At 62.3% G+C, this 3,910-nt stretch carries 3 protein-coding genes; all 3 read left to right on the top strand.

All coding sequences use genetic code 11. The annotated features are described in order from the left end of the window. The coding region (locus ACO6VK_RS16155; protein ID WP_422508875.1) for a DUF2345 domain-containing protein at positions 1-1,373 on the top strand (1,373 nt) is incomplete at its 5' end. A gap of 12 nt (positions 1,374-1,385) precedes the next feature. Beyond that, complete coding sequence (locus ACO6VK_RS16150; protein WP_422508873.1) at positions 1,386-3,203, top strand: peptidoglycan-binding domain-containing protein; 1,818 nt, start codon at positions 1,386-1,388, stop codon at positions 3,201-3,203. Positions 3,204-3,206: 3 nt separating this feature from the next. Further along, a complete protein-coding gene (locus ACO6VK_RS16145) occupies positions 3,207-3,767 on the top strand; it encodes a hypothetical protein (protein WP_422508871.1) in 561 nt (186 codons plus the stop codon). The last annotated feature ends 143 nt before the right edge of the window (positions 3,768-3,910 follow it).

The raw sequence follows: 3,910 nt of genomic DNA, 5'->3' as shown, positions 1-3,910 counted from the left end.
ATGGCAGCGGCACCCAGCAGTGGGTGATCGACGACACCACCGGCCAGCTGCGCACGCGCCTGCAGACCTCGCTGGCCGACAGCCGGCTGGAGCTGGGCTACCTGATCGACCACAGCGACACCCGCCGGGGCGCGCTGCGCGGCCAGGGCTTCGAGCTGGCCACCCACGGCTGGGGCAACGTGCATGCCGGCCAGGGCCTGCTGCTGTCCACCAGTGCCCGCCAGGACGCCACCTCCACGGTGCTGGACAGCCATGAGGCAGTCGAGCAGCTGCGCGCCGCCGAGCGGGCGCTGGAAGCAATGCACGACACGCTGCAGAAGCAGGACGTACCGCCGCTGGGCGCACTCACCAGCACCGCCCAGCTGCGCGCCAGGATCGACCCGACCGCCGAGGGCAAGTACGGCAGCCAGGTCAACGGCCAGTCCGGCATGAAGCCGGGCGGCGGGCGCAGCCCGGGCCAGGACCCGGTGGAGCGCTTCGCCGCCCCGCTGCTGATGGCCGACTCGCCGGACCGCATCGTCTGGACCACCCCGGCCAGCGCCGTGGCCTACGCCGGCCAGAACCTGCAGATGACCGTGCAGCAGGACCTGCAGGTCAGCGCGGGGGAAACCGTGTCGGCCGTGGCCGGCGAGCACGTGGCGCTGTTTGCGCAGGCCGGGCCGGTCAAGGTGATTGCCGCCAACGGCCCGGTGAGCCTGCAGTCCAACACCGGCGAGCTGGAACTGCTGGCCGACCAGGCCATCACCGTGACCGCCACCGACGATCGCATCGACATCCTGGCCCAGCAGAAGGTGGTGCTGCAGGCCGGCAACAGCGCGATCACGCTGGAGGGCGGCAACATCACCTTCAGCTGCCCGGGCACGTTTACCGTCAAGGCCGGGCAGCATCCGTTCATGGCGCCGGACACCAACCCGGCGATTCCCAAGCACTTGCCCAAGGGCACGGTGCTGCCGCCGAAACAGTTCGGCATCAGGGTCGCGCAGCAGTTCGAGCGCGGCGCGTTGTCCGGCAAGCCATATCGGCTGGAGTTGGGCGGCCAGGTCTATGAAGGGGAGCTCAGCGCAGATGGGTCGATCAACCAGCCCTTGCCGGACGGGGTTAAGAAGGGTCGACTGAAGGTGTATCCGTTCGGCCTGGACAACCACCCCTGGGAGTGGGATCTGGACCTTGCAGCGCAAAAACAGACTACTGAGCATGCCGGTCTGCAATCCAAGCTCAAGAACCTGGGCTTCTACGATGGCGCCATCGATGGCTACTTCGGCCCCAAGAGTCGCATGGCGCTGCAACGATTCCATCGCGCCATGAACATTGCTGGCGTCACTACCCCGAGCCTGGAGGGCGTGAGCGCGCTGGGCAACGAACACGACATCTAGGACGGATGCAGCATGCTCTACGGCAACTACGATCTTCGTCGTGCTGACAACGACGGCAACCCCGCCATCAACCAGGCCCCTCGCTGGGCCGCGATCAACAACCCATCGCCGACCGCACCGGCTGCCGCGCAGACGCCACAGAACCAGGGAGGCGCCACTGTGGCAGTGCCGCAGCACGTGCGCCAACTTCAGAATGACCTGCGCACACTGGGCTTCCTGTTCATTCACACTGCCGACGGCGACTTCGGTCGCAGCACCGAATGGGCAGTGCGCGAGTTCCAGATCTACGCAGCAATGGCCAATGTGGCCCAAGTCAATGTAGGCCGCCTGCAAGGCTGGCAGCCACAAGCCGGTACTACGGCGCCCGAAGTAGTCACGCTGGGGCTTCGGCCCAACTCCAACCCACCGGAGAGCTACTACGTGGGCGCGCTGGATCGCATAGCAAACGCGTCCCGTTACACTGGCCCGATAAGTGGGGTGGTCAATGCAGGTACCCGCACGGCGATCGAGTACTGGCTGCAGCACAACTACCGCTGCCCGGTGGTGATCGAGGCCTGGCACGTTTCGCGCGCTACCGGGCAACGCACCGCGCCGGTAGTCAACGGCGTCAACATATGGAACTACAACGAAATTACGCAGGGCGTGACTAGAAATGCCAGTCGGCAGATCGTCAGCTACGTGCGGATGTTCTCTCGCGATTTCACACGTCACTACCGATATCCAGCAAATCGTAGCCAAGACCATTCCCATGTACTAGGCGGCTATGCTGTTTTCCCGGGATACGGCGGCGCGAGGAGCGAGGTACCCGCACACACCTGGCCTGAAGCAGAGATGACACCAGAGCGTTTGATTGGTCCCACGACTACGCTCGTGACGTTGGCCGCCAACGTCAATGGCCTGACTGCGTCCACTTATCGGGTAGTGAGGGCAACTGCCGAGCAGGAGTGCATGGGGATGTTCGATGGCATCAACGCCTATGACGATGCCCTGATCTCGCTTGGCCCCTGCCATTGGACTATGGGACTGCTTCCGCAAGGCGGATATGACAACGGTGAACTGGCAGGCTTCCTGGCCTACCTGCTCCACCGCCACCAGGCCGACTATCTGTCTGCATTCGGAAATTTTGGCCTTTTTCCTTCAAGCAGTTGGGTTTCATCCAATACAGGGGCATTGTGGAACAGCAACGCACGCAAGTACGAAGGATGGATACGCCAGCACAACGAGCAAACTCAACCTGGACAAGCGACTGCGGCATTAGCGCAGACCGCAACCGCAAACCAGCAACTGCCTTTGGTGAGTCGTGACGTAGCAGAGGCAGACTACTTCAAAACATGGCATTGGTTTCACCGGTTTTCGATGGCAGGTAGAACATTCAGCAGCGTGCAGCGAGCCATGTGGGACATGGTGCGGCTGCGACTACGCGATGTGCGTGCCATCAACGTTAACATCACCATAGGGTTGATACACATCAGTGCGTCGCTAGGTGAGCTCTGCACGTCTGAAAAAGCGATAGCCATCCTTCTGCGCTGGCATATCTATCGTCCGGCACACGTCACCGGTCGGACCGTTCCAAACTCAATAAGGAATGCAATAGCCGCCAGCGCGAACCTTGACTGGTCTATCGCTCCGGCGCGGTGGACCGACGCTCACGAACGGGCTATAACCGCAAGGCTTCTTGCAGACGCGGCGGCGACAAACAGAACCCAGAATGACTTGGTGGCATGGCCAGCGTATGACGGCCGCCTCGGTCGAAATTATGTCGTCAACGATGAGCTTGGTGCATTGCGGGATTCCCGCAATAGTTTTCAGATCGATACCACGGGAATTTGATCCATGTCGCGAGCATTTTTCCTGTTTGCCCCCTTTCTCCTGTCAGCCAGCACGTGCTCCGCCGCTGCAGACACGCAGGCGTTGCAGGAGCATTGCGCACGTACAGCGGCTGACGACCTGGTTGTGATTGGGATATCTCCGCAAGGGCATGACAAGGTCAGCGCTTGCCCGCCCGGCGTGGACAGTGACTGCATCTACAGCCTGACAGTTGGTCAAACCTACAGCGCCGGCACGCCGGACCTCAATGCCGACGGTCAACCAGACCAACTCGTGAAACATTTCGGCTCGAACTACGGGAACATCGACGTAGTGCACTACCTTGGATTTGTGCAATGCGGGGATGGCACGGCCATCAAAGTGCTTGAAGGGCAATTCAAGGATGTCATTGCGCCCGTCATCATCACGGAAGCGTGGCCCGATCTGATTGCCACGCGTGGATGTGCAGCACCCGGGCACGAAGAAGACCCGCCGCAGGAGGTCAAACTCAGTTTTAATCCTGAAACCTATCGCTATGAGGAAGCCCCGAAGCTGGATCCCGCTTCCGCATGCACGCGCTCCCCCTGAGCGGATCGAGCGGCGCCTCGATCACCGGACAGCTCCCACACACAGACAGCGGCGGGCGGTCCCTCCGACCGCCCGCCGCCCCGGCCTTCCCTGGCCGCCCTTGGTGATCCTCAGGCCGCGCGCCCGGCGTCGAAATGCTTTTC

The organism is Stenotrophomonas sp. GZD-301 (assembly GCF_049310345.1).
Taxonomy (GTDB): Bacteria; Pseudomonadota; Gammaproteobacteria; order Xanthomonadales; family Xanthomonadaceae; genus Stenotrophomonas.
Note: the sequence above shows the minus strand (reverse complement) of the source record. Positions and strands in the feature narration are given on the sequence as shown.

Coding starts and splice junctions, on each gene's coding strand:
- ACO6VK_RS16150 (WP_422508873.1), top strand. CDS start 1,386: ATGCTCTACGGCAACTACGATCTTCGTCGTGCTGACAACGACGGCAAC.
- ACO6VK_RS16145 (WP_422508871.1), top strand. CDS start 3,207: ATGTCGCGAGCATTTTTCCTGTTTGCCCCCTTTCTCCTGTCAGCCAGC.